Origin of the sequence: Limnobacter sp. MED105 (assembly GCF_000170915.1) — a bacterium.
In the GTDB taxonomy this organism is placed as follows: Bacteria; Pseudomonadota; Gammaproteobacteria; order Burkholderiales; family Burkholderiaceae_B; genus Limnobacter.
Map to the genome: position 1 here is coordinate 160,609 of NZ_ABCT01000001.1, position 24,910 is coordinate 185,518.

20 protein-coding genes and 1 tRNA gene are annotated in these 24,910 nt (G+C 49.9%); 14 read left to right on the top strand and 7 right to left on the bottom strand.

The features are described 5' to 3' along the window. Window positions 1-9: 9 nt before the first annotated feature. A complete protein-coding gene (locus LMED105_RS00740; protein WP_008247183.1) occupies window positions 10-3,144 on the bottom strand; it encodes a DUF748 domain-containing protein in 3,135 nt (1,044 codons plus the stop codon). Window positions 3,145-3,221: 77 nt separating this feature from the next. Between LMED105_RS00740 and LMED105_RS00745 the strand changes: the two genes are divergently transcribed. The 5 genes from LMED105_RS00745 (at window position 3,222) to LMED105_RS00765 (ending at window position 8,585) form a co-directional block, all read left to right on the top strand. Next, window positions 3,222-3,297: transfer RNA gene (locus LMED105_RS00745), tRNA-Arg, on the top strand. A gap of 526 nt (window positions 3,298-3,823) precedes the next feature. Then, window positions 3,824-5,782 carry an AAA family ATPase gene (locus LMED105_RS00750; RefSeq protein WP_008247186.1) on the top strand — a complete coding sequence of 653 codons (1,959 nt, stop codon included), beginning with the start codon at window positions 3,824-3,826 and terminating at the stop codon, window positions 5,780-5,782. Between the two features lie 91 nt (window positions 5,783-5,873). Next, a complete protein-coding gene (locus LMED105_RS00755) occupies window positions 5,874-7,136 on the top strand; it encodes a hypothetical protein (RefSeq protein WP_008247191.1) in 1,263 nt (420 codons plus the stop codon). A 90-nt stretch (window positions 7,137-7,226) separates the two neighbouring features. After that, window positions 7,227-7,583: a 4-fold beta flower protein gene (locus LMED105_RS16735; protein WP_040512015.1), complete on the top strand. Its 357-nt coding sequence runs from the start codon at window positions 7,227-7,229 to the stop codon at window positions 7,581-7,583. 72 nt (window positions 7,584-7,655) lie between these two features. Beyond that, window positions 7,656-8,585: a phage exclusion protein Lit family protein gene (locus tag LMED105_RS00765; protein ID WP_008247193.1), complete on the top strand. Its 930-nt coding sequence runs from the start codon at window positions 7,656-7,658 to the stop codon at window positions 8,583-8,585. Between the two features lie 223 nt (window positions 8,586-8,808). On the opposite strand, the gene LMED105_RS00770 is transcribed toward LMED105_RS00765, so the two are convergent. Both LMED105_RS00770 and LMED105_RS00775 read right to left on the bottom strand, forming a co-directional pair. Further along, window positions 8,809-9,510 (bottom strand): SOS response-associated peptidase, encoded by a 702-nt coding sequence (locus LMED105_RS00770; RefSeq protein WP_008247195.1) that lies wholly within the window; start codon window positions 9,508-9,510, stop codon window positions 8,809-8,811. 4 nt (window positions 9,511-9,514) lie between these two features. Continuing rightward, a complete protein-coding gene (locus tag LMED105_RS00775) occupies window positions 9,515-9,724 on the bottom strand; it encodes a helix-turn-helix transcriptional regulator (RefSeq protein WP_040512143.1) in 210 nt (69 codons plus the stop codon). 127 nt (window positions 9,725-9,851) lie between these two features. Here LMED105_RS00775 and LMED105_RS00780 point away from each other — a divergent pair, with 127 nt between their 5' ends. The 6 genes from LMED105_RS00780 to LMED105_RS16740 all read left to right on the top strand — a co-directional run bounded on the left by LMED105_RS00780 (window position 9,852) and on the right by LMED105_RS16740 (window position 15,262). After that, window positions 9,852-10,064, top strand: a complete 213-nt coding sequence (locus LMED105_RS00780; RefSeq protein ID WP_008247198.1) for a hypothetical protein — start codon at window positions 9,852-9,854, stop codon at window positions 10,062-10,064. A 9-nt stretch (window positions 10,065-10,073) separates the two neighbouring features. After that, on the top strand, window positions 10,074-11,528 hold the full coding sequence (locus tag LMED105_RS00785) for an Arm DNA-binding domain-containing protein (RefSeq protein WP_083797050.1): 1,455 nt from the start codon (window positions 10,074-10,076) through the stop codon (window positions 11,526-11,528). 2 nt (window positions 11,529-11,530) lie between these two features. Next, window positions 11,531-12,682, top strand: coding sequence for a hypothetical protein (locus LMED105_RS00790; protein ID WP_008247202.1), 1,152 nt, complete (start codon window positions 11,531-11,533; stop codon window positions 12,680-12,682). Further along, complete coding sequence (locus LMED105_RS00795) at window positions 12,679-14,130, top strand: AAA family ATPase (protein ID WP_008247205.1); 1,452 nt, start codon at window positions 12,679-12,681, stop codon at window positions 14,128-14,130. Before LMED105_RS00790 ends, LMED105_RS00795 begins: the two co-directional genes overlap by 4 nt. Before the next feature lie 117 nt (window positions 14,131-14,247). Then, entirely contained in the window at window positions 14,248-14,661 is a 414-nt protein-coding gene (locus LMED105_RS00800) for a hypothetical protein (RefSeq protein ID WP_040512017.1), read from the top strand. Between the two features lie 433 nt (window positions 14,662-15,094). Then, window positions 15,095-15,262, top strand: coding sequence for a hypothetical protein (locus tag LMED105_RS16740; RefSeq protein ID WP_008247210.1), 168 nt, complete (start codon window positions 15,095-15,097; stop codon window positions 15,260-15,262). A gap of 189 nt (window positions 15,263-15,451) precedes the next feature. Here LMED105_RS16740 and LMED105_RS00805 read toward each other — a convergent pair whose 3' ends face one another. After that, on the bottom strand, window positions 15,452-16,480 hold the full coding sequence (locus tag LMED105_RS00805) for an AraC family transcriptional regulator (RefSeq protein WP_040512019.1): 1,029 nt from the start codon (window positions 16,478-16,480) through the stop codon (window positions 15,452-15,454). A gap of 102 nt (window positions 16,481-16,582) precedes the next feature. Here LMED105_RS00805 and LMED105_RS00810 point away from each other — a divergent pair, with 102 nt between their 5' ends. The 3 genes from LMED105_RS00810 (at window position 16,583) to LMED105_RS00820 (ending at window position 20,369) form a co-directional block, all read left to right on the top strand. After that, complete coding sequence (locus LMED105_RS00810) at window positions 16,583-17,641, top strand: putative solute-binding protein (protein WP_008247221.1); 1,059 nt, start codon at window positions 16,583-16,585, stop codon at window positions 17,639-17,641. Window positions 17,642-17,834: 193 nt separating this feature from the next. Continuing rightward, window positions 17,835-19,322, top strand: coding sequence for an OmpP1/FadL family transporter (locus tag LMED105_RS00815; RefSeq protein ID WP_008247222.1), 1,488 nt, complete (start codon window positions 17,835-17,837; stop codon window positions 19,320-19,322). 15 nt (window positions 19,323-19,337) lie between these two features. Next, on the top strand, window positions 19,338-20,369 hold the full coding sequence (locus LMED105_RS00820; protein ID WP_008247224.1) for a hypothetical protein: 1,032 nt from the start codon (window positions 19,338-19,340) through the stop codon (window positions 20,367-20,369). A gap of 81 nt (window positions 20,370-20,450) precedes the next feature. Here LMED105_RS00820 and LMED105_RS00825 read toward each other — a convergent pair whose 3' ends face one another. From LMED105_RS00825 to LMED105_RS00835, 3 genes are read right to left on the bottom strand one after another with little or no spacing between them, the layout of a single operon-like run. Beyond that, on the bottom strand, window positions 20,451-21,476 hold the full coding sequence (locus LMED105_RS00825; protein WP_008247225.1) for an AraC family transcriptional regulator: 1,026 nt from the start codon (window positions 21,474-21,476) through the stop codon (window positions 20,451-20,453). Beyond that, the gene (locus LMED105_RS00830; protein WP_232222687.1) at window positions 21,460-23,238 is read right to left on the bottom strand and encodes an aldehyde dehydrogenase family protein; all 1,779 of its coding nucleotides are present in this window, start codon (window positions 23,236-23,238) and stop codon (window positions 21,460-21,462) included. Before LMED105_RS00830 ends, LMED105_RS00825 begins: the two co-directional genes overlap by 17 nt. After that, on the bottom strand, window positions 23,231-24,901 hold the full coding sequence (locus tag LMED105_RS00835) for a GMC family oxidoreductase (protein ID WP_008247230.1): 1,671 nt from the start codon (window positions 24,899-24,901) through the stop codon (window positions 23,231-23,233). Before LMED105_RS00835 ends, LMED105_RS00830 begins: the two co-directional genes overlap by 8 nt. Between the last annotated feature and the right edge of the window lie 9 nt (window positions 24,902-24,910).

Consider the following 24,910-nt stretch of genomic DNA (forward strand, 5'->3'; position numbering starts at 1 on the left):
TTTGGTGGCTTACTTGTTCACAGCCACACCCAGTTCCATCGGCACGGTTTTGTCATCATTGGCTTTGGTTTCCTTGGGTGTATCGGTTTTCACGCGCTCGGCGGGCACACCCGCTGTGGTCAGGCCAGTGCTCACCAGTTGCTGGCGCTCTGTGGCCAAGGTTTGCAATTGTGCAGTGCTTACTTCTTCAGAATCTTGCAGCTTTTGCGCAAGCACGGCGTAGAAGTTTTTGCCTTTCAGTGCATTCACTTCAGCGTCGCTCAGCTCGCGTGTGTCTTTGAACAAATTGGTGATTTGTCCCAAGGCTTTGCCTGCCACACCCTGTTCCAGTTGGCCCGGGTTGGCTTTTCTGAAACCGGTTTTCAGCGAGGCCAGTTCGCCACCGCTGAAGCGTTTTTCAAACAGTGCTTCAATTGCTTTTTGAGTGGCTTCATTGTTCAAGGCCAGTGGGCCGGGGTTTTCACCCGGCTGCAGTTTTTCGCCTGCCTGTGTGGCTACAGCGCGGCGCATTTGCAGGTTTTGAATTGCGGTTTTGTCGGCTGGTGCCCAAGTGCCTTGCACGGTCAGCGCGAGGTTGGGGCGGGTGGTCAGTGCTTCGCCCAATTTTTTCAAGCCTTCCCGCTGAGAAGGGCTGAGCGTATTGGCCCCGGCGGTGAATTCAATCTTGCCCAGTTCATCTGAATCGCCACCACCGAACAGGGCACCCAGGGCCCGGAAGGGTGCCGTCACGATTTTGGTCAGCACATTGCCAATGGCTTTCCAGACAATGGCACCGTAGCTGAACTGGGGATCGTTCAAGTCGCCTGTGATGGGCAGGCCCAAATCGATTCGGCCATTGCTGTCTTCCAGAATGGCAATTGCCAACTCAAGGGGCAGGTCGCGGCCTTGCGGGCTTTGCACACGTTCGCCCAGTTTCAGTTTGTCGACAATCACTTGGTTGCTGCTGTTGAGTTGCTGGTTTTCAATGTTGTACACCAGGTTCAACGACAACTTGCCCGACTCGATTTTTCGGTTCGCAAAGGTGCCGGAATAGGGTGTCAGGTTGCGCATTTCGACATTGCTGAATTTCACGGCAATGTCCATGTAGGCGGTGGGGTCCAGCAGGTTAATGGTGCCTTGTGCATCGGCCTCACCAAACTCATCGACTGCGCCCTTCAAAGCCAGTTCACCACGGGTACCGGGCTTGTTCGACAAGCCATTCACCACGCCCTCCAGGCTGTGAATACGCGTACCAAACGGAATGAACAGCGACTCATCGGCAAAGTCCATTTCACTGTTGGCAATATTGAAGCGGTCAATATTGACTGCGAATGCAGAGGGAGTGTTGTCGGCCGGCTTTGCAGGTTCTTCCTTGTTGACCAAAATTCGGCTGATGTTGGTTGATTTGTCTTTCGCAATCAACAGTGCTGTGTCCAGGCCTTCAAGTGTTAAGCGCTGAATGTTCAAGCCTTGGGCATTCACGCGCAGGCCGGGGGTAAACAGCTTTCTGAATTCGAAAAACGAGTTGTTGGTGCCGGCTTCATTCAGGCGCAGGCTGCCAATGGTCAAGCTGCCGACATAGCCCTGTTCTTTGGCGTTGTAGGTGGCTTTGCCTTTGGTGTAAACCGCCCCACTGACCAGATTCAGTTTGGCAAACTGGCCGATGAAAGGCTGAGCTGGTTTCAAGGCCAGCGCATTCACTTCCACAGTCATTTGGGTGGCGGCGGTGCTGGGGTTGAAGTTGCCATTCACGGCGATGCTTCCGCCACTGGCCACATTCAGGCTTGCTTTCAGTGGCAGTGTTTTGGAAAGGTCTTGTGTCACACCGTTGGTTGACACCGCAATATTGTTCAAACCAATGTTCAACGCAGGGCTTACCGTTTGGTCTTGAATATTGGCATTGATGCCGGAAAGGTCGATGGTGTTGACTGCATAGGTCCAGGGCCGGGCTGGTGGATCATCGGCTGCTTTCGCAACGGGCTTGTTGGCTGGAATCCAGTCGTTAATCGTCGCCATCAAATCAAGCTCGCCCTTGGCGTTGCGCTTCACATTCACTGCACCACCTTTCACGGTGGCTGCGTTTACTTCTGCATGTTGCTCAGTCAAGTCCACTGCAATTGGACCCACTTCAATGGTGTCCAGTCCAATCGCCTTGGCTTTGTTGCTGTGGTTTAGTTGCAGGCCGGCCAGCACAACACCCGCAACGTCGGCTTTGTTGGCCTGTAAATCGAAGTTTGCATTGTTGAGGTTCAGTCTGGAAAATTTCGCAGCCGCTGATGCACCTTGGGGCTTGGCTGCAAGGCTGAATTCACGCACTTCCGCGTTGATGTTGTTGATCAGTACTTTGGGTTGTGCGGCTTCGGCGCCCGGTGTGGTCGCAGGTTCTTCTTTCAGGTTCACATCAAAGTTCAAGGCCAGGTCGGCACTGCCGGCAGGTGGGGCTGTGGGCAACAGCGGTGCCAGCAGGGGTTCAAGCTTGGCGATGTTCAAGCCGGTCAGCGAGAATTCACCTGTGGCCGACGGGTCAGCCAACTGAATTTGCGCGCGCAGTTTCAGCTCGGCGTCCAGCCCGGTCACAGCGTTCAACACAAAGTCGCCATCGGTTTCGGAACGGGTGGCCAGGTCGCGCAGCTCCAGGTTCAGTGGCGCAAAGCGGGTTTTCAGGCCATCGGGCTTGCGGCGGTCTTCGAAATCAACAGCCGCATCACTAATCAACAAATGGCTTAACAAAAATGCGGGTGGCTCGGTATTTTCTTCTTCGGGTTCATCGGTCTTGAATGTATCCAGCAGGGCGGTGAAGTTGTTCTTGCCTTCGGGCAGCAGCGCCACATTCAGGTTCAGGTTTTTCAGGTCAATTTGATCCAGCGCAACAAGGCCGGTGAACAGGTCGGCACCGGACAAATCGACGAACAGGTGGTCAAAGGCCACCAACTGCTCGCCCTCGGGTGTGGCCAGGCTCAGCTTGGGGATACGCACGGTCAGTTTGAAGGGGTTGACTTCGGGCAGTTCCATTTTCAGTACATGGCCCGAGCGTTCCAGCACCTGCTTTTCGGCTTGCCAGTGCACCAGGCGCGGCAAGCCAGCCCAGGCGAACAGGTAGAACAACACGACAATGGCGAGTGGAATCAACAGTGCTTTTGAGCGCAGAATAGTCGTTAATTTCATTTTTTAGGTGCAATACGGTGGATAGTTGCCGTCAGTATCCTAGATACCAGCGCTGGTGTACACTAACGCCTTCTCGCGCGGCTGTAGCTCAGTGGATAGAGTATTGGCCTCCGAAGCCAAGGGTCGTGGGTTCGATCCCCGCCAGCCGCGCCATTTTCGTTTTCCTCCGAAAGCCCGCCGTTTGGGTGTTTCCGTCAAAAACTAGTCTTCTCTATCCAAAATCTGCTTGTTTTTCTCAGCATGTTTGTGCCCATTCTGTGCCCAAAAATTTTGGGCACGATGGGCACAAGAGTATCGGTTTGAAATAGGGCACACTTGTGCCCAAATTATTCGCTTGTTTTGATTGAGTAACCGCAATTCGGCCGAAGAAGCCATTAGGACTGATGGCTGGGACGTCTGAGTTATTTGCAAAAGCAGACTTCGGAACCTTAGCAGTTGTCGATGATAGATCTGACCTTCGAAATCGAGTTCCAGGTTCAACATTTTGCGGCGAATAACCTAGGTTTATTTTTCATCCTGTTCATGCGATGCTTTGTAAATATTTGAAATAGTTAATTTAAAGAAATCTTTTGCTATGTGCGGATAAATGGATATCGCCTTTGTTATTCGATAAATCAAGTTAGGCGACCAATCCTAGCCCGCTCGCAGTTGATGGAATCATGAGAAATCGGAGGGCATAGTGCTAACACTCGTCAAGGCGCAGGTCTGGAAATACAAGTCCATTGAGGATTCAACGCCCGTGGCGCTTGCCGATGACGTGACGGTGCTGGTTGGCAAGAACGAGTCCGGCAAGACGGCCTTCCTCGAAGCGCTGTATAAAGCGCTGCCGCTCGGCGCCGCCGGATACGACTACGTCGCCGATTACCCGCGCAAGGACCTGGTGCGCTACCGACCTCAGCACGAGGCGAAAAACTATCAGAAGGTCGTGCAGTTGACTTTTCGCATCGAGAAGGAGCTGGCCGACACGATCAACAAGGAAGTCTTCGGGGGTGCGCAGATCGTCGCCGCCGGCAGTACCTTCATACGCGATACGACCATCGCCAACACGAATACCATCGGCTTCCATATCGACCAGAAAGCGGCCTTGGTCGCGCAGCAGAAGCCGCTAAGCGATCTGGAGCACCAGGACGAAGTCTTTGCCGGGGCCACGTCGCTCGCCGACGTGCTTGCCAAAATCGAAGGCCTGAACCTGCCAACGGACAACCGCCTGGCGAAGTTCGCTGCACAGTGGCGTGCACGGGCGATCAAGGCGAACGGCTGGGGACTGGTTGACGGCCATATCTGGCAGACCTACCTGTTGCCGGCACTGCCAAAGTTCCTCTACTTCGACGACTACAAGCTGCTCGAAGGCAAGATCAATCTGCCTGCGCTGCAGCAGCGCGAAGCCGCGAAGCAATTGACTGACGCCGACGAAACCGCGCAGGGGCTTCTGCAGCTCGCCGGAACGACTCTGCAGGAGTTGATGAGCGACGAGGGCTACGAAACCGCGAAAGCGAAGCTAGAAGCCATCGGCCTGAACATCACCCAGAAGGTCTTCGAGTTCTGGAAGCAGAACCAGGACTTGGACGTAGAGTTCGATCTCAAGACCGATAGCAAGGACGTTGCGCCCTACAACAGCGGTGTCAACCTCTATATCCGCATTAAGAACCGCCGCCACGGCGTCACGGTGCCGTTTGACCAGCGCAGCAAGGGCTTCATCTGGTTCTTCAGCTTCTTGGTCTGGTTCGACGCCGTGCAGTCGCGCGCCGCGACGCAGGACGCGCTCGTTCTTCTGCTCGACGAGCCGGGCCTGAACCTGCACGCGCTGGCGCAGGCCGACTTCCTGGCCTACATTCGCGAGCTGTCGACGCAGCATCAGATCATCTACACGACACACTCGCCTTTCATGGTGGACAGCGCGTGCCTGGACGAAGTGCGAGTCGTCGAAGACCGCGTCAAGGAAGGCACCAAGATCACCGGTGACTTGGCCGGCTCATCGGACGAAAGCGTGTTCCCGCTGCAGGCCGCGCTCGGCTACTCCATCGCGCAGAACCTCTTCATCGCCAAGAAAAACGTCCTGATCGAAGGGCCGGCGGACCTGATTCTGCTGCAGCATATGGGCGCGTTGCTGGAAGCCAGCGACAAGCAGGGGGTGGGGGACGCGATTCTGGTGCCGGTCGGCGGTCTGGACAAGTTGGCTACCTTCGTCGCGCTGCTCGGGTCGAACAAGCTGAAGCTCGTGGTGTTGCATGACCGCGCCGCCAGCCCTAACCAGAAGCTGGAAGACCTGGTGCGGCAGAAACTGATCGAGCGCAAGCGCGTCCTCGACTTCTCCATGTTCATCGACCCGGCTCCGGCCGAAGCCGACATCGAAGACCTGTTGCCCACCGACGCCTATATCGAAGCGTTCAACCAAGCCTACGGCAAGGAGTTGAACGGCGTGACGCTGACCGCGGCCGATCTTGGCGCGCAGCCGCGCATGATCGAGCGCATCAACCACTGGCTCAAGGCAAAGAACATCACGCTGCTGAAGGATGGCGGCTTCAACCACTACCGCGTCGCGCAGGCGGTACTGCCGGCGCTGACGGCTGCGACACTTAAGCCCGATGAACTGGCACGCTTCGAGCGCCTGTTCTCCAAAATCGGTGAGGTGCTGTGACAGTCTCCCCTTGGTCGCCTAACAACAGCATGCAGCGGACGGCGCTTCGCGCCGCCGCTGATGCTGGGCGTTAGACCTCGTTGGTGACGCCGTGGGTCCAATAGCGCTCTTCGACAAATCCTTCTTGCAGTCTCTCACGCTCGATGAGTCGGTGTGGTTTGATCATTTCTTTCTGCCTGTCATCTGCCCCTTGTTTTTTGTTGAAACCCTCGCCGATCTGAGCAAGCGAACCCGTGTAGGTACACGAACTCCTGAAGACCTTGTCCGCATCATTGCGGACAAAACGCCTGTCATGTCGGGAGCGCCTTGCGTACATCACTCACAGATCTGCATAGCGAACCTGATGGGTCATGAGGCGCCGCACTTTGGTCAAGTTCCCCTTGCAGGGGGCCGACCGGTCAGAGGCGTAGACGGCAAGGCGGGCGTCGTGTTCAAGAATTCTCCCGAAGCCGAAGCCTTCTCCCGATGGCAGCGCGGGCAATTTCAAGACATTGAACGGGAGTCGGCTTCTGCTTGGCGTGCAATGCTGTCGGATCTCAATCTGCCTGAAGTTGCGTCGAGGATGCGCGCACTTGGCATAACGCCTCAAAGCTGCAAGACGATTGAGCAAGCGTATGGCATCGCCGCCTCGCTTGTGAATACGAGATTTGCGCCGGAGCAGCAACTCGGTCTGCTCTTCTCCTTCGTTCATATCCCGCAGCATCTGTGGGGTCCCATTATTCAGCGTTGGTCGGACGCAGGCTTTCCGTCGCTGGCGGAGTTCGCAAGCTATGCGGCGCACGTGCTGAAAGTCGAGATCTTCTTCCAAATTGCGCTCGCGGCCAATCTGATCTCTTCCGATCGGCCCTCGAATCGTGCTGACATTGCCTATCTTTTCTACTTGCCTTTCTGCCACATCTTCGTGTCGGGGGACAAACTCCACCGTCGCTGCGCACCAGCATTTCTGAGTAAACGGCAAGACTTCGTCTGGGGTCCGGACCTGAAGGCCGATATCACGCGAATCAATCAGGAACTCTCCTCTATCCCAGAGGAGGAGCGTCAGATCGGCTTGCACAAGTTGGCTCCCCAGCCGCCGGGTGACCCCGGTGGCGTCGTCGCCTCGCTGTGGAGAAAGCATGCCCCGAATGCTCAATCCTCTCGTGAGGCTCCCATCCCCTTGTCTCCGGAGGTGGAGCGAAAACTTGTCGAACACCTCAAATCGTTCACGAAGGCTCCGACGGCGCCAGATGTCGCTCGGCTACCTCAAGATAATCTCGAAAACATCGCAATCGAACGGCTGGTCCCGGCGAAGAGAGGCGGATGGTGGATCATTCCGAAAGAAGTCGCAGATCGAGAACGGGGCGAAGAGGTATAACATAGCAATAGACACGGACGGCCTATCGGTATGCGTTCGCGTGCCTAATGTTCGCTGGTCATTTCTACGTTAAGCGTCAAGGAGAGGAATGTGTCGGATTGGATGTTCGGGCGAAATGGTCAAGCCACCGTCATTTTCGATAATGATTGTTTCCGCAATAATCGAGGCCAAGTTGTAGCGTGGATAAACGGAGAAAACGTCTATTCGCTCAGAGGTCAGCATATTGGTTGGTTCGAAGGCGGTGTTCTTTACGATAACCGCAATCAAGCTTTGGGATTTCTTCGAAATTCGACTGGTTACCTGCCAAGTCGGCCCGGGATCGGTGGTACACCGGGTGCGCTTGGTTTTGGCGGTAAGCCGGGGCGACCCGGATTAGCAGGAGCTCCCGGCAAACCAGGTCGAGGTAGCTGGTCACAGAATGACCTGGAGACGTACTTCAATGCTTGACAATTACGTCAACGGGATTAGTTTTCCGCTGGCGCTTCAAACCAACCCGTTAAGTTAGTGTTAGGTGGCTTTATGAGTAAGTCTAGGCTCCCAATCTCAATCCTGGAACACAACGTTGTTTATGAATTTGAACGACGTGCACAATCTAATGCACACGATCTCGAATTGGCTGTGGCGAGTAGAAAAGTGGTCCCGACCCTAGAGTTGATTCTCGACAAGGTCCCTCCGAAAGTGCCACATGCAAACGTGAAAACAAGAGAGATCACAATCTATGAATCACATCTTGCATATTTGTGGGCATTTGTTTACTCGAGCTTCGTACTTTACGAAGAAGGCATACAGAAGCCAATGCTCGCCGGCACTTTCAGCGGAAGTTTAGAGTTCAACAATTCGTTGCTTCAACGTGCGGCAGCGCTACAGAGCTGGGCTATCAAGTTTGTCCGTTGTTATTCCGACTGGAGCATAGATGAACTCCCAAATCCAGCCAAAGTGGAGAGCGAAGCTGAGCAGTTTTACGTACCAAAGGTGAATAGCCTTTTTTTGCAGGCCGTGAATTTTTTACTATTTCACGAGTACGGGCACCTAGTGTTGGGACATGTCGTAAATGAAGACAAAGACTGGACTCTTGACCAAGAAAAAGATGCGGATAATTATGCAACCACATTTTTCATTGAGGCGGGTACAAACGAAAGTGAGCGCCGATTTGTAGGGGTTTCAATCGTTTTGCTGCTCGTCTCTTGTGTCTTTATCCCTGAGAAGATTTCGGGTCTGTGGCAGGTAAAGCACCCTCACCTACATGACCGCATCCGAAACGGTATCAGTTCGCTCAATTTGGAGGAGGAGGAGTCGAAGTTCTACATTTACTATCTTGCAAGTATTGCCCTCCAAAAATACCTTCTTGAGAAGGGCGTAGATTGTGCACAGCTTGAAATAGAAACGGCTGAGGAGCTGTTTTTTGAGTACTTGGCGAGGATTGATGAGTTTCGAGAAAGCGGCATCTAACAAATCGATACAGTGGACATTTGACCCGTCACCCATTTTTGCTTCCGCAAAAACAGGCATCGCCTCAAATGCCGCCGAACTCAGGTGTTACACAAAGTCCGTTTAAGATTTCTCTGGAGACGTTCTAAGTCAAAAGTCACAGGTCCGCTCTGGCCGACAAGCGGAAGCAGTAATCAATGCATTAAACTCATTTATTACTTTAAAGGTCGTTCTTTCGCGGGCGTTATTCAGGTTGGTACGGGTCAATCAGGCCCTGGGAATCAATCCTATTCTTCCCAACCCCACTAACGCCAAATCCTACAGCATGAAAATTCAAGTCGTCGCTACTAGAAATAAGTTGCCTTAGTGCCTTCACATCTTGATTCTTTGGATCCAACCACACAGCCCAATCCTCTTTCGAGATCATCACTGGCATGCGGTCGTGAACTTGCTTCAGCTTCTCGCTAGGTTCGGTGGTAATGATGGCAGTGCTCATGACAAGCTCACCACTTGTTTTATCGATCCAGTGATCACAAACGCCAGCCATTGCGAAGTAGGGTGTTTCATTGGGGTAAATATAAAAAGGTTGCTTGCGGTTTTCACTGCCCTCTGACGGGGCTTGCCATTCGTAGTAGCCGCTTGCGGGAATTAAACAGCGAAACTTTTTGAAAGCTGTTCGAAAAGATGGCTTCTCATGGACAGTTTCTCCGCGAGCATTATTCAATTTCGCACTTCCAGATTTGTCTTTTGCCCAATGGGGAATCAGCCCCCAAACATGGTTGAGAATTACCCGTTTGCCTTCTCGATTTATTCGCACCACAGGTACCCATGTAGTGGGTGCAATGTTGTAGCTGTTCTTGAAGCGGCTCTCTTCTTCCGTATAACGTGCATCGAAATATGCTGTTAACCGGGAAACTGGTCCTTCGAGAACATACCGACCGCACATATCGCTAGTCCTGCTCGTCTACCAATTCAAACAAGTCGCCCACCTGGCAGTCGAACAGCTTGCACAGCGCCTCAATTGCTGCCAAATCAACCCTAGTGGCGGTCTCGTTGTAAAGCAAAGTAATCGTATTTCTATTCAGTCCAGTGGCTCTCGCCACGTCTATAACCTTCAATTTTTGCTCGCCCATGAGCCTTGATAAATGGCATTTAATCATTCTAAAAATCCAAATGTCATTCAGGATGACAAAAATAGTTGACATATGCATTTTAGCGTGGCAATATGTCATCCAGGATGAATAAAAATCATCTGGAGTGCAGAAAGTTTAACGTAATGGAGGCTATATGTCACAAACTTTTTTAACCACTGAAGAGCTATCGACACGAATCAAATATGACGTGCGCACCATCCGCGATCGTTTGAAAGATTCAGTGTTGCTGGAAGGTCGCCATTATTTTCGTCCTTTTGGTGGCCGCAAGATTTTGTATATCTGGGAAGCGATTGAAGCCGATATGCAGAAAGCAGCATCCACCAAATTGATGGCCTCTGGCATCTAAGGGGACATCATGGGAAGCGTACGCGCAAGAAAAGACAATGGTCAGCTTTTCCTTGATTTTAGATATCTTGGGGAGCGCTGTAGAGAACGATCCGTTTTGCCAGATTCGAAACAGAATCGATACAAGCTCGAACATCTGATGAACCAGATTGAGTCTGAGATCAAAGCAGGGCAGTTTCGCTACAGAAATTACTTTCCAGGTAGTAGTCTGCTCGAGAAAATCGAAGCCCTTGAAACTCAGCAATATCAACCCGCCTCGCCAATGGTTTCCATTCCAATGACCAACCAGTCGGTGCGGCAATCAGTGGAAAAAATTTCCACCGCAGGTCATCCCACCTTCACTGAATTCGCTCAGAAATTCATTGAAGAAAACGAGTCGCTGTGGAAGCGCTCGAACATTCGCACCAAGCGGGACATCTTGGAAAAGTGGTTGATCCCGCAGTTCGGAAACAGGGTGATCAGCAGTATCACCAAACAGGACCTTCTGGAATTTCGCTCAGTTCTCGCCAAAGCCCCGGGCAAAAAACCAGAAACAACAATGTCAGCTTCACGGATCAATCATGTGATGACGTCTGTGAAACAGGTCTTAGATGAAGCCGCTGATCGATTCAACTTTACCACTCCGTACCAGAATATCAAACGGATGCGGATCAAAAAGACAGATGTCACGCCCTTCACGATTGAAGAGGTGGAGATGATCATCAAGTACTGCCGCGAAGACTTTCGAAATTACTTCACGGTGAAGTTTTTCACGGGCATGCGCCCTGGAGAAATTCATGGGCTGAAGTGGAAATACATCGATTTCGAAAAGCGCCTGGTCACCATTCGCGAAACCATTGTGGATGACTACGAGGAAACGCCCAAAACAGCCGATTCCAACAGAGATATTCAAATGGCACCGCAGGTGTATGAGGCCCTTAAAACCCAGTGGGAAGTTACGGGCAAGAAATCGCCATTTGTGTTTGCCAATGGCAATGGCGGGCCGCTGACCAACCGCAACATGAGTAACCGGGTGTGGTACCCCATGCTGCGCTCACTGGGGTTAAAACTCCGTACGCCGTACCAAACCCGGCACACCTTTGCCACGCTGATGCTGGCCGCAGGTGAGTCTCCAGAATGGATAGCATTTCAGATGGGGCATTCCTCCACGGAAATGCTGTTCAAGGTGTACTCACGCTATGTACCCAATTTGACTCGTCGTGATGGCTCAGCGTTTGAGCGCATGTTGGCTGCCAACTTGGGTCCCGGTGTATCACCGCCGATTGCTCCGAGTTCTGTGGCGGTGGCGGAAAAGTCCTCTGTTTCGGAGGCCCTAGAGCAAGCCCAGCCACCACGAGTAGCCAAACCGGCACCCACATCCGCCGCACCTGTTACCGGCGTGAATCAAGCTTCCAAACCTGCCATTCAAAGCCCATGGCTGCAAATGTTTGAAAGCTACCAAAACAAGAACACTCAGGGAGAATAATCATGATCAATCCAAAACTTCAAACCGGTAATATCTCTCTTAGCGCTCAAGCCGATAAAAAAACAGTCCGTTCAAGCCAAGGTATTCACGCCAACAAAGTTTGTGTTCAGAAAATGGTTCGCATCAATCCAGATGCTAATCAGCTTTTCACTGGTGCTTTCTCTGGTCTGAATATGCCGCAGTTCGCAAAACTTGGTACTGGCATTTGCGTGGCCAAACATGGCTATGTTTCGCAAAGACAGCAGCGTGAGGGCGTAACTTACGTGAAGCTTGGTATACCGGTTTACGCTGCGGCTGATCGAATCTACCAAGGAATGCTGTTTGTAAACCTAGCCTGTAGTGGCGCAGATGGCCTGGGAGATCACTCGGTCGTGAAGGTTGTTCCCTCGTTGTGGGCCCGTGCTGTTGATGATGGTAAGAACTGCTGGGTGTCGGGATTGAGCCCAGCTGAGGGTGAGCCTGAATACAATCCTTTCGACTACGCAATAGCTCAATTGCCTTCCACGTTGAATCAAGCTGCAAGCACGGCAATCTGCGCTTCAAGTCTGTGCGAGTTCTTGAGTGAGGCGTTTCGATTGCTAACCCCCGAGGATCGTTCCCTTTATTTGGGAATCATGTTGCAGAGCAACCGCTTCTCCAGGTTCCTAAAGTACGCGGCTTCAACACGCAGTCATCACAATGGCGATCACGGACTTGTGTTGCACACAGCAGAAACTGTGGCCAATGTTTTGCTTGGCTTTTTAGCGGCGTCGCCGTGGCAACGCAGCATAGGTAAACCCGCTTTTGACTTAAGTCTGACACTTCTTGCAGCACTCTTACATGATGCCGCCAAGGTGGACGATTACTACCGTCTTGCGCCAGACGTCTATTCTACAAATCTAAATTGCAAACTACTTGGCCATGAGCAAACCATGCTCAAGTGGATCGCAGCGGCTTGCTCTAATTCAGGGAATTATCCACTTAAGCGTGAACTACAGCTTGAACATGCCATCTGCGCCGTGAAGCGACAGCATGATCAGTCGGGTGCTCGAAAGCGTAAAACTCCCGAGAGCTTTGTGTTGCACGAAGCTGATTGCGCAAGCGCGCGTGCATTCGATAAAGGTGAGAAAAGTGTCTTGCTGGCCCATCATTTTGTACGTGGAGAATCTGCATGAATAACCAGGGGCAGGGCAGCAAATATCCATTTGGTGAGACCGCTTTCCTACGGAGAGGGATTCCCCAACAGGAAAGTGTAGTTTGCAGTGAGTACTACTACAGCGACTTGTGTGAAATTCTCATTCCTAGAAATCGACAAGAAGAGCTGCAAAGCAGAATGCAATTGCTTTCCAAGGATAAATTTATCAGGCAACTTAACAGTCTAGATTTTCATGAAGAACTTCATGATTTTTTTGACTCTCAGCGATTCGAAGAATTAAAGAAGAAGTGGTCTGACAATCCGAACGAGCACCCCAGTTGGGTATTTCAAGATGGTGGGGAGAAGAAAAATCACTCTCAAAAGGCGTTGAAAAAAGCAGAGAATCTCAAAGTTCCAGACTCTACGAGCTTGTTTCTTAAGCACTTGAAGGAGTGCATGAGTGATAGCAAAGCATACCTAAGGGCATATAAGGGTATGGCGCGGATCTTTACAGCCAGAGCCACATCAGAATTTGTCGAACAAATTGGTGAGGACCGTGAACGTATTGGTCGCTCCTGGCGGCTGTTTGTTTCAATGTCTCAAAACAACGGCTTTAGAAGAATTATCAAGCCCAGCACGCCGATTGAAAAGCGGCTGCAAAACCTGCGATCTAACTTTCCAAATTTTGCACATGTCGTGGATCACGTGCTTAGGCAGATGCGAATCTGGTCTTTAAAAAGCTCTCATGAGCGAAGGCTCAAGCCAATTTTGCTGGATGGACCAAAGGGGACAGGTAAAAGCGCATTTGCTCGCGAATTGGCCGAGGCTCTGAACACCCGCTACGCGTATATAAACATCTCGGCCACATCAATGGGTGGGGTGCTGACAGGTACATCCAACAAATGGGGAAACGGTCAGACGGGTTTAATTTTCTCTGAATTGGCAAGAAGTGAAACAGCCTCGCCCCTTATTCTTCTCGATGAAATCGACAAGATGTCCTCATTTCAGCAGCACCCTGTTGAGGGGCCGTTGCTTGCAGCACTGGAGCCACAAACCGCCCGCGAATTGCGAGATGAATATGGGTCCATTGAGTTCGACGCTTCAAGGGTGATCTATGTCGCGACTTCGAATAATTTAAGTTCGGTTTCGGCCCCTCTTAGATCTCGGTTTGACGTATTTGATATTTCTTACCCTGATCGCAGCCAGAGATTGATCATTATTCGCAGCATGCTGGCGAAGGCCTATCGCAATGTCGATTTCGCACCGCAGGCTTTGAATTTTCTGGCAAGACAAGAAGGTGATCTTCGTTTGCTTCAGTCGATTTTGGATCGTGTGGTTGCCTGCCATGTTGATTTAACTCTTGCTCAGATGGGGTTGGGGCGAGGTGCAACGCTTCGTGGAAAACAGTTAATTCAGGAGCTCACGGTGAGGATCGCTTTGGAACAGATGGGGGCCAAGGTCAGGTTCTTTGATCACATTGAGGTGTGAAGGCCGAGTGATCTCAGCGATGATCCGCGTTCGATATATCAAAAAAACTGTCCTCCCCTGATGCTCTGAAAAACGGAAGTGCATGGGGGAGGACTCAGTTCAGTAAGGAAGATTACGGTGAACAAAAAAACCGGCTCATCTGATAAAGCTAGCAATGAAAGGTTTGCACAGGAAAACCAAAAGTCGTCTACGCAAATTAAACAGGCGTACCAGTGGGGGGTCATTAAATATATCGACAAAGAAGGAGTGGTTTATCGATTGGTTTCGGCGCCTCATGATGGTGAAGATGCTGTCTGGAGTCTGAACTCCGGCATTCTTAGCTTCGAAATTCAGGATGGCTTCGTGGACTTTCACGGGTTTTCAGGGTCGATTTATCGTTGCAAATTTCAGGATCAAGGCTTCAGTCAGCAGATGTTAATAACCATCTTGGGCTGGAGGGCGACGGAGCTCGAGCTAGGAAATGATCTTGATTTGATGCCTTTCGCGTTGTTCTTGAGAGAGTGGGAGGCAAAAACGCCAAGGGTCATGTGAAGTTAAAGAATTCAAAGTTGGTATCCACCGAGCACAAGAAGCCGAAGAAGCTGCACAGGAACCTGCGCAGCATGTCCGGGATTTGGTGGCCTTGGGCTTTACCGGGTCTATGACCGGGTCAGGCAGTGGAAAGATTTCGAGTAGTTCAAGGCAAAACATCGGGCAAGGGTTGTTTTGCGTATTTTGGTCGAAACTGGACACTGATTCCAGCATAAACTGGAAACCTAAAATCGCTCGCTGATAACCGTGGCGCCTTGCTTGGTTTTTTAACCAAACAACAGCGGCCACACCAATGCCTAACCGGAGGTTGTCCATGAGGAAGATTTTAGAAACACTGCGGCTGCGCGAACGGCTTGGGTTCACCAATCAGCAAATTGCTGAGGTCATCAAAGCCGGCCCCATCACCGCGTGAGACTATCTGTGACGGGCCGAGATGGCCGCTATCGATTATTCAATTGGCGTTAAAATAGATGAGCAGCGCTTGTTTCCTCCTGCTTTGCCATCAAGCGTGAAGCGCCCACAACCGAACTCGGCTTTCATTCACAGCGAATTGAAACGCAAACACGTCATACTCGATTTGCTGTGGCGCGAGTACAAGTAAAACAGGCAACGAAAGTTACCGCTTCAAACACAGTTCAACGCAAAACAGGAAGGAGGAAAAACAGATCTAAAAACTGAAAATCGAGACATAATTCTGACCCCAAGGGGGGGCAAAATTCAATGCAAACCCCAATTCAAATCCCAATTCAAATCTGGGTGTAAATCAACAGAATGCCGTTGGCACTGTTATTCAGGAGGCAAGTTCAGTGTTTTTTCGAATAGCAAGGGGAGAGCGCCCAAAGTGACGCCTGCAGAATCTGACTAAAGTGGCCTGTTCGGAAAACCCTAGGATAGAGGATAGGTGAGACATAGAAACTTCCGTCTCGGTGAGATATCGAATCGCTTCTTGACAAATGATTTGTGTCTTTATTTGATCAAAAGAAGTGCCTTCATCAGACAAATGCCGTTGCAAAGTTCTTGGGTGAATCGCCAACAGGTTAGCAACTGCAGATTTGTCGCACACTGTTCTTCCAAGTATTTTTTTGATTACTTGGGCAGTCCTCGCTGAATAAGTACCACGGAGGCTTCGGAAATTGGTTTGAATGTGTAGATCTACGATGTGACTAAGCTCAATATTGGGCTTATCGAGCCGAGTTGCCAGAGTCGAATTACTCAAGAGTAGTGCTGCTTTGTCACGATCAAACTCAACAGGAGCACCAAAGAATCGATCATAAACTTCATGGTGATTTTTCGAACCATGAGGCAAGATTACTTTAGTCAATTGATAATTATCGCCTGCCAGAATCTTTATAAAACGGTGAAGATTGCCCAAGCAAATATCCAAGGTTTGTGTGTGGACTATCGGCTTTCCCAAATTAATTGAAATACTTACCCAGCTATTGAACGAGGACCTTTGAGGCAGTGACGGTTCCGGAAAACTGTCAATCTCAATTGCTGGGCTCATGATGTCAATATGTTTGGCTGCGTATTCAACTGCCTCGCGCACTGTGGGCAAATTGCTGATTACCAGCGAAAGCGGGCCTAGGATGCTGATGTCGTGATACGGAGACATGCTTAAACCGAGACAGGGAAGATTCTTCGCTCTGGCGGCGTATTCGAGCATCTTGACAAAGTCATCTATCGGGACGAACTCGTTGTCTTGATTCGCAAGGTCTAGGTCCAGACCAAACCGCGAAGCAATTTCGCGAGCATCACTACCACTACTGCTCAATACCTCAAGAAATCCCAACATGACCGTCGATCTAAGTAAAAGACTCATTTGTCTCCAAAGGTCAAAAAATAGTCTTCAATGGTCAAGAGTATATGTTTTTACCAATGTAATAATCAAATGAAATATTAAAACCATATGGAGACAATAACGATGAAATTTACTACCCGCGTTGGCCGCAAAAAACTTTGGGCATTTCTGCTCGCAAGCTCATTCAGCTTATCCGCCCAAGCACAGCAGGGTAATCAAAAATTATGTGTATATGATCTTTTAGGTGCTGCGGGTGATATTTTTGCCATGGCTAAAGACTATGAAGTTGCCTCTAAAGCTTGGGGCGGCAACGTCAAAATTCATGCTTACACGGATGAGCGAATTGCCACTCAAGACTTTATCGCGGGTGAATGTGATGCAGTGTTTGCGACTGGTTTCCGTACCCGTCAATTCAACGCCATCACTACATCTATTGACTCACTGGGCGCATCCTCAATCGTCAAAGACGGCAAGGTGGACATGAACGCCAGTTACGAAGTAGTACGTCGCGCAATTCAGGTATTTTCCTCACCAAACTCCACAAAAACCGCAATCAATGGAAAATTTGAGATCGCCGGTATTATCCCTTTTGGGACGGCTTACCCAGTGCTGAACGATCGAAAAATCCAGACCGTTGAAGATCTTGCTGGCAAGAAAATTGCAGCTTTTGACTATGACAAGGCACAGGCCGTGATGATCCAGAAAATTGGTGCTCAACCAGTTTCTGCAGATATCACCAACTTCGCCAGCAAGTTCAACAATGGCATTGTTGACATGATTGCAGCACCAGCCGCCGCATATAAACCGCTAGAACTCTATCGAGGCATTGGCACCAAAGGTGCTATCAATCGTTTTCCGATTGTGATCTTGAGCTATCAGATGGTGATCAACACCAGCAAGTTTCCGGTCGGCTTTGGACTTGAGTCAAGAAAGTATTGGAGCGGTCAGTATGATCGTGCTTTGAAATTGATTCTTCGAGCAGAGCAAACAATTCCAGAGAAAACATGGAGTGACCTGACCCCTGAAAACATGATTAAGTACACCATCATGTTGAGGGAAAGCAGGGGGTCGATTGTCGAGCAAGGCATATACGACAAGCAGGGTTTGAGCATCATGAAGAAAATCCGGTGCAGTGTGAATCGGGCGGACTCAGAATGCACACCTGACAGCAAAACGTTCTGATAGTTGACCAGTCCGATATGTGACGAGAAAGGATCATATCGGCCTTTTTATCTCCTGGTCTCAACCACCCAAGCCACTCAAATCAGTCTCTGTAAGCATCTTGAGACTGCCGCTTGTTGGCGATATAGAAAAGCTGGTTTATGTCTTGCACTCAGTGAAATGCAATACGACCTCATTTCCCGACGGATATAACATGAACAAAAAAATACAGTACTGCCCAAACTTCAAGATGCTAATTGTAGGCGCATTGACAGCAACCCCAATTCTGTCTTTTTTGTCGAGCAAAGCATATGCGGGAGGAACCGCATTTGATGCAACCTCAATCAGTTCTATGGGAAGTGCCAATGCGGGGATGGCTGCCGAAGCAGGTGACGCATCTGTTCTATTTGCGAACCCTGCTGCATTGACCAGACTCAAAAGAGCGGAAGTTGTACTTGGCGCTGCATTTGTTGGTATCAACACCTCTTACACCTCCGGTCAAACACCGGATGGATCTCCAACGAACAGCGGCACTACAGGCAGCGCTGGGCAGGAATTCAATCGAAAAAGTGGATACGATTCAACTGCCCTTGCGCCCAACCTGTTCGTAGCAATTCCAATTACTAAAAAACTCGTTGTTGGTTTCGGAGGGGCCGCCTCCCATGCACTGATTGTTCGCTACGATGAAAATTTTCCGGGACGCAACCAAGGCCGCGATATTGACTTTAAGGTCAGCCGGGCAAACCTTGGGTTTGGCTACAAACTTACTCCGACTTTGTCGATTGGCGCCAATGGATCTTATGAGCGATACTTTCAATCCCTTAAGCTGAAACTGAACTATCGGGATGCCGTTGATGGGCTGTTGAACAATGGGTCAACACTTCTTGATGGGTTGAATGCCGCTGGGCTGGCACCGCCTATTCCTGAAGAAGCTGATTTAAGTTTGCGAATGTTCGGTTGGGCATTCAATGCACAAGCCGGCGCGCTTTGGGAACCCACGATCAATACACGAATTGGTATTTCCTATCGACCGAAAACGGAATTCACCGGTATGCGTGGCAAACTGAAAATACAGGAAACAGCGGAGGGTGCTGAGTTCAGGGAGTTCCTTAATGGAGGACTGATCGGGGTATCAGGTCCTTTACTCGGTGTGAACGGACCGCAGGCTGCTGGCGACTTGCTTCCGGAGCAACGAATCAAGCAAGACATCACGTTGCCGGATGAGCTTCGCTTGAGTATTTTTCATCATGCTAGCCCCAAACTTGATCTAATGGCCAGCTACACGCGTCAGGACTTTTCGGTGACAAATCTTAAATTTGTTCGGGAATCGAATGGGCGGGTACTTCAAGAGATTCAACAAAATTATGTAGCAGCCAACAGCTATCGCGTTGGTCTTAATTATAAAGCATTCAAACGCCTCGTTTTAAAAGCTGGCTACGCAGTAGAGAACAGCGTAATTGATGATGACACACGAATTACACTGTTACCCGACTCAGACAGACAATACTTTGGCTTAGGAGCACAACTTGAGTTGCGACGGGATACCACACTGAATTTCTCATATATGAAATTTGACCTGGAGCCAGGCGCAACCGGTGCCAACGGGCAAGTCAGCCCTGCTGAAGTAAGGGGGGGCGATTTTCAGGGTACAACCAAACTTGACATCGACTTTTTTGGTGTAAGCATCACCGAGCGATTCTAAAGGGCAGGCATCGACATGATAGTGATACAAAAACTGACAAAAAAACTCTTGGTCTTTGGAACTGCAGCAATATTGACTGGTTGTTCCAGCATTCAGGGCGGCATCACAAACTTTGCTATTGGCATCGTGGAAGACCGAATTGTGCCACCTATTCTTGAACTGAACGATGTAGACATGGGTTGCCAGTTTGCCACCAGCGGCTTTCCTCTAATATCAGGTGCCACGCGAGCGTTCTATGGCGACCCAGCGTTATTGGAATCATTGTTGTACACCACATCCGCAGTGTGTTCTGAGAAGCGCTCTGTTGATGAGGAACTTCGTTATCTGCGAGCCACACGCGCGAATCAAATTTCAGATGCACAAGATGCCCGAATTGCACAAAAGCGCCTTCTTGAGATCACCGCAAGACGACAGTTCTCGGCATTCAAGGTTATGCGCAGTCATTTGGAGGAGAAGTATGATTTTGAATACGGCAAAACATGCCCAAATTTTGAGCGTGATTACGATGAACTTACCTTCATATTAGGGACAGTCGCAGGCCTGCAGGCAGTGATCAACGACATCGCATCTCAGCAAATGGTCGGCGTTCCAACTGATATAGCACCATTGTCTGAACGGGCCTTGAAATGCGTTTCCAACACCAAATGGTGGGGGGTCCCTCTCGCAGCAAGATCTGTCGTTTGGAACATCCTGCCTGGCGGGGCAGAAGGCAAAGACGTCTGGGGCAGTTTCAATCGCTCAATGTTGATTGGCGAGCGAAGCGGTGTGCGATTGGCACACGTGATGTACGCAATATCGGCGCAGGCGGCTGGGGACGAAAAGCGTTTCAGGGATGCTACTAAACGTTGGGCAGCGGCGCAGAATTTTAAGCCGAGCAAGCAGTATCGCTTGGTCGAGGACATATCCACACTCACGATGATTAATCTTTCAGATCGCTACTGGTCAGCAAATATCGGTACACGTACACCGATAGCGTCAATTGGAACTTACTGGGACGAATCAAATTCTGCCGCCCAAGATATTGATTTGGGAGACCTGCTTGAGTAACAAAAATGAAGTCTCCGCAACTTGTTGCTTAAAATGTTAGCTTTACAAATCAAAAAGAGTTCAGATAAGTTGACAGACTTCCTACAATTTGGACGGTGGAAAACCATACCAGCGGGTAAACGCCCTCCTAAAATTTGCGATATCGCCATAACCCAATAGATAGGCTGTTTCCTTTACACCCAAATGCATCATCTTCAGGTACTCATGAGCAAGGCGGCAACGTACCTTGTTTAACACATCTCGATACGAGGTTCCATTCTCCCGAAGCCTTCGGTGAAATGTACGAGGAGTCATATTCAGCGTCTGAGCGCATACATGTTGATTTGGAAATTCTCCTTGTTTACTTTTCAATAACAACCGTTCAAGACGGGCTGCAATTGAATGGTTCGATTCAAGGCGCTCCAGGTCTCGCTGACAAATTGATAGCGCTTCGGACATAACCAGCGCATCGCGATGACTCAGCGGGTTTAATACTTCCGAATAATTGAGGGAGATGCCTGTCCACGATTGCCCGTAAAGCACTTCGCAACCCAACAATTCCCGGGAAAGGGCTGCATGCGAAGGTTCAGACATCGAAAATAGAATACTTTGGCATGGACTATTGCTAGCCACTGTTGCATCTATTATGTTCTTGACTGTCCCCAACGCAATTTCAGCAACGACATTGCCAATTTCTCCAAGTCCTGGTATCGGTTCAAACACCACTCGAAATTCATCGTTGACTGTTTCAGATCGAATAGCCAGTAATGACGTCCGCAACGGTACGTACCTTTCCACGATTTGCATTGACTCCTGTATGGTATTTGCTGACAACGCGGCCAATCCAACATTTCCATGCGCGCTCGGTACGAGGTTACACCCCAATCTCAAGCCAAGCCCACTGTCGCCTGTCAACTCAATGGCCTGTTCCAGCAATGCACTATAGGCTGCAACAGGTACTTCATAACCGGGTTTAGTCAAACAGGTTACATCAAGCCCAACACCCGCAAGCCAACCAAACACGTCAAGTCCTTTGGTGTTCAGTTGTTCGGCGATCTGTGGAATGTAATGAATTACCGTGTTTCCCAAATTAGTCGGGATAGGGTAGGGGTTATCCTTTGAGCGCATTGATGAAAATTCCCGGTAATTTCCAAACCGAAGGAAGGTAATAAAAATAGGTTAATAACCGTCCAAGGATGTGTTGTTTACCGTTTGTTATAAACCATGGTGGTCGAGGTAATAGGCTAAAATTCAAAGACAATAAATTCCTCGGAAAAGGACGCCAAGGCGCTTGAACAACTGTTTTTTCAGTACGCTCTAGCATCCAGGTGTTGTGCACCGTACCTATGCCCGATCCTGGTTTTTTCAAACTGGCACCGGGAAAGGCACCCCAAGGGCAGGCGTTGAGAAGAAAGGCTAATCCAGTCCATGTATTAATCGCGATGGTGCCATAACGAAGTTGGCCTAGAAGCGATTCAAATTTTTCACGTCCAATTTTTTTAATGGTTGCAGGGTGGATCACGATGTTCGCCCCTAAAGTACCGTGTAATTTTTCATTCGCGAAATCAATGGCTGAGGCCAGGTAGTTTTTGGGGCATTCACCTGACAAAAATTTGATTGTGAAGGCAGGAGCAAACACTTCATTGTTGGCCAGCCATTCAGATTCGCCCTGATCAAAGTCGGCCACCAAAAAGGTCAGCCTTCCAAATTGATCAAAAGACTCTATGCCACCATGCGCTCGAAAATCAGCGCAGCGCTGTTGACTGCCAGGATAATATTGCTCACGTCCACCGTGGGATGTCATGATGGACTTTAACTCACGAAGTAGTACCTCTGTTCCTTCCCACCCCTCTGGCACTATGAGCGTTTGCATGGCCACGCAGTTGTAACCGGAATTTTGCATTTTTTGTGTCGCAATCTGCTCAGCCTGAAAGCGAATGTCCGCTTTTGTCCATGAACCAGGCACCACAATGGTCGGGCAAACTGCACCTAGCTCGGAAGTAATGCGCCGGGTATTACGCGGTTTGTCGTTTTTCCTGTTGTTGTCTGCCTCCTTCCCCTCACCCCATACGATCAGGTCATGCGTGGCGGCAGCGCCCGTAATGTGAATGCTCTCCACTAAGGGATGTTCTACCAAATACGCCCCCAGTTGGTTTCCGCCGCGCACAATCCGAAGAGCATTGCGGTCAATTAATGGTTTGAACGCAGCGTGCAAATAATCAAAAAGATAATCATTGATCGGGTTGAGTTTAAGCAACACGACCTCGTTTTCAACAAAGAGTTTGTGGAGTGCGTCCAATGGACTGATCGCTGCCACATTGCCTGCTCCTAACACCAAGGCCAGTTTTCCAGATCTTTCACCGGCTGGTAGATCATAGGCTGAGGCAGCTTCAATCGAAACTTCATTTACGCCGCGCTGCATCCAAACCTCTGCCTTCACACCTGATAAAAGAAGTTTGTCCCAAAGGGTATGCGGGAATACTTTCAAAGCAAGTTGACCTTTCGCGACTCGGCGATAGGGTAGTTGCGCTAGAAAGGCCTTGTTTTCCATTTTGGAGAGTGTTTCAATAAGGCCATTGCAAGTGGCCATTACTGGCAACGGACCTGCTAACCATTCTTCCCCTTTCAATGTAGAGCTTGCAGGTAAACGCTTGCGACGTGCTGCAATTTCAGCCCAGCCCTCAGATTGTTGAAGAAGCGCAGTCTTGATTTCTTGAAGAATGAAAATGCGAACGGTACAGTCGGTACGGGCCCATTCATGTTTGTTCCCATCGAGAACCAACAAAGCGTCGTCACAGCGTTGAGTCTCTTCGGAAGCAGTTTTCTCTCCAGGTATAAGGTTTTGAACGGACATCTGCTCTATCGATAAATTACCTAACGACTCAGACATAACTCATCTCCTTCTCATTAATCTGAGGGCTTGTACTTGTTTTGGTGATTCGATTCTTACCGAGGATCATATCAGCCGCTTTTTCGGCAATCATGATTGAGGGTGCATTTGTATTGCCAGAAACCAAGGTGGGCATCACGCTCGCGTCTACCACTCTTAGTCCCTGCAGCCCATGCACACGTAGTTGCGCATCCACAACCGACATTGTGTCGGTTCCCATTTTGCAAGTTCCTACAGGGTGATAGATGGTGTCGGCTCTAGCGCGTATTTTTGATTCCCACTGAGAATCGCTCATGCCTTCATGCACGTCGAAAAGTTCTTTATGTCGGTAGTTCTCTAATGGTTTTTGCATCAAAATTTCACGGGTGATTTTTGCTCCCTTGATCAAAGTTTCCAGATCCCTGTGATCCGATAGGAACTTTGGATCGATCCCTGGATCATCCAAAGGATCCGCAGATTGCAAGAAAACTTCTCCTCGAGAATAGGGACGAAGCGCGCACACATGGCAAGAAAAGCCGTAGCCTGAATGTAGTTTGCGCGCGTGGTCCTCCACTATAGAAATTACAAAGTGCAATTGTAAATCTGCACGATCAATTGACTTCGATGATTTCAGAAATGCAGCTCCTTCCGCAAAAGGCGAGGACAGCATACCGGTGCCATTTCGACGCCACGAAGTAAGGTGCTTGAATAATCCCAGCGCGCCTGCCAAACCCAATCCAAAGTTGTCAGTATCAAGGGATTTGAATGCCAGTGTGAAATCCAGATGATCCTGCATGTTCTGCCCGACACCTGCTAACTCGTGCACCATGCTAATGCCATAGGGGGTGATGTCTTGTGGTCTACCAACACCGGATAACTGTAAGAGTTGAGGGGAGCCAAAAGCACCAGCAGAGACGATCACCTCGCGACGGGCTTTAACTAGAAACTCCTTGCCGCTGTGGCGATAAAAAACACCCTTTGCACGCTGATTCTCCAAAAGAATGCGACAGGCATGAGCGTTTGTAAGCACCGTTAGGTTTGAACGCTCGGTCATTATGGGATGAAGGTAAGCGGCGGCCGCTGAGCAACGTTCACCGTGCTTATTCGGGTCATGAAATTGTGTTACCTGGTATAGCCCGGTACCCTCATTGTCACCGGTATTGAAGTCTTGCTGCTCTGGTAGTCCCCAGGCTTTTGCTGCTTCAACAAACGCGCGAGTCACCGGTCGTGGGCTGTTCTGATCCGACACATGAAGTGGTCCGCTGGCCCCGTGAAATGGATCAGCACCTCGCTCGTTGTTTTCGGCATCTTTAAAGTAAGGCAATACACTGTCCCAGTCCCAACCATCACAACCCAGGTTTGCCCAGCCATCGTAATCCTGTCTTTGTCCTCGGATGTATAACATGGCATTAATCGCTGAAGAACCCCCCAGCGCCTTGCCGCGAGGCTGATAGCCAATACGCCCGTTTAAACCGGGCTGAGGCACTGTATTAAAAGCCCAGTTGTTCAGTTTTCCGTGCCCGGGAACCATCGCAACCATTGCAGCAGGTGTTCGAATCAAGGAATTGTCTCCACGACCACCAGCTTCAAGAAGGCACACTGTTACTGACGAATCTTCGCTCAAGCGCGCTGCCAGAGTTGCTCCGGATGAGCCTCCACCCACGATTACAAAATCGAATTCCATAATAATCTC

Excerpts from the sequence above, each read along its gene's own strand:
- LMED105_RS00740 (WP_008247183.1), bottom strand. The coding sequence starts at position 3,144 with ATGAAATTAACGACTATTCTGCGCTCAAAAGCACTGTTGATTCCACTC.
- LMED105_RS00765 (WP_008247193.1), top strand. The coding sequence starts at position 7,656 with ATGAGTAAGTCTAGGCTCCCAATCTCAATCCTGGAACACAACGTTGTT.
- LMED105_RS00770 (WP_008247195.1), bottom strand. The coding sequence starts at position 9,510 with ATGTGCGGTCGGTATGTTCTCGAAGGACCAGTTTCCCGGTTAACAGCA.
- LMED105_RS00775 (WP_040512143.1), bottom strand. The coding sequence starts at position 9,724 with ATGATTAAATGCCATTTATCAAGGCTCATGGGCGAGCAAAAATTGAAG.
- LMED105_RS00780 (WP_008247198.1), top strand. The coding sequence starts at position 9,852 with ATGTCACAAACTTTTTTAACCACTGAAGAGCTATCGACACGAATCAAA.
- LMED105_RS00785 (WP_083797050.1), top strand. The coding sequence starts at position 10,074 with ATGGGAAGCGTACGCGCAAGAAAAGACAATGGTCAGCTTTTCCTTGAT.
- LMED105_RS00790 (WP_008247202.1), top strand. The coding sequence starts at position 11,531 with ATGATCAATCCAAAACTTCAAACCGGTAATATCTCTCTTAGCGCTCAA.
- LMED105_RS00795 (WP_008247205.1), top strand. The coding sequence starts at position 12,679 with ATGAATAACCAGGGGCAGGGCAGCAAATATCCATTTGGTGAGACCGCT.
- LMED105_RS16740 (WP_008247210.1), top strand. The coding sequence starts at position 15,095 with ATGGCCGCTATCGATTATTCAATTGGCGTTAAAATAGATGAGCAGCGC.
- LMED105_RS00805 (WP_040512019.1), bottom strand. The coding sequence starts at position 16,480 with ATGAGTCTTTTACTTAGATCGACGGTCATGTTGGGATTTCTTGAGGTA.
- LMED105_RS00810 (WP_008247221.1), top strand. The coding sequence starts at position 16,583 with ATGAAATTTACTACCCGCGTTGGCCGCAAAAAACTTTGGGCATTTCTG.
- LMED105_RS00815 (WP_008247222.1), top strand. The coding sequence starts at position 17,835 with ATGAACAAAAAAATACAGTACTGCCCAAACTTCAAGATGCTAATTGTA.
- LMED105_RS00820 (WP_008247224.1), top strand. The coding sequence starts at position 19,338 with ATGATAGTGATACAAAAACTGACAAAAAAACTCTTGGTCTTTGGAACT.
- LMED105_RS00825 (WP_008247225.1), bottom strand. The coding sequence starts at position 21,476 with ATGCGCTCAAAGGATAACCCCTACCCTATCCCGACTAATTTGGGAAAC.
- LMED105_RS00830 (WP_232222687.1), bottom strand. The coding sequence starts at position 23,238 with ATGTCTGAGTCGTTAGGTAATTTATCGATAGAGCAGATGTCCGTTCAA.
- LMED105_RS00835 (WP_008247230.1), bottom strand. The coding sequence starts at position 24,901 with ATGGAATTCGATTTTGTAATCGTGGGTGGAGGCTCATCCGGAGCAACT.